Source organism: Corallococcus sicarius (assembly GCF_003611735.1).
GTDB classification, from domain to species: Bacteria; Myxococcota; Myxococcia; order Myxococcales; family Myxococcaceae; genus Corallococcus; species Corallococcus sicarius.
The window spans coordinates 1-417 of the sequence record NZ_RAWG01000773.1; the positions used below are offsets into that span (position 1 = coordinate 1).

The following is a 417-nucleotide window of genomic DNA, read 5'->3' on the forward strand; positions in this document are numbered from 1 at the left end:
GTTTTATTCTAAGGTTTTGTAGTAAATATTTCTTGAATTTCATAGCTACGCCCCTCCAATCGAAAATACAATCTTGTTTTCTTTACTTTCAGCAACGGAAGGCTTTGCAATAATTTCAGCATTAGAATCACCTTTTCCTTCAAACGCTCCGGCTTCACTCAACTTAACATCGAATATTTTTGCGTTTGGATAAGTAATTATTGCTTCAGTAATCGCTTCTTCAAACTCAGATTCAACTAAATGCAAGATATTCCTTGCACCCCCTGATTTAGAATCCTCTTGTGAAGCCATGTCAAAAACTAAGTGCATGGAGAGATCGTCTGCATAAAAATTTTGACCATATACTCGTTCTTTCCTAGGTGGAAGACGTAAATCTATATTTAAATGTTTTCGTACTAATTCAGCACTCTTCAACAT

1 protein-coding gene is annotated in these 417 nt (G+C 35.3%); it reads right to left on the reverse strand.

Annotated features, from left to right (window positions below):
* Positions 1-45: 45 nt before the first annotated feature.
* Positions 46-417: hypothetical protein (locus tag D7X12_RS42090; protein WP_208719659.1), on the reverse strand; the 372-nt coding region annotated here is incomplete at its 5' end.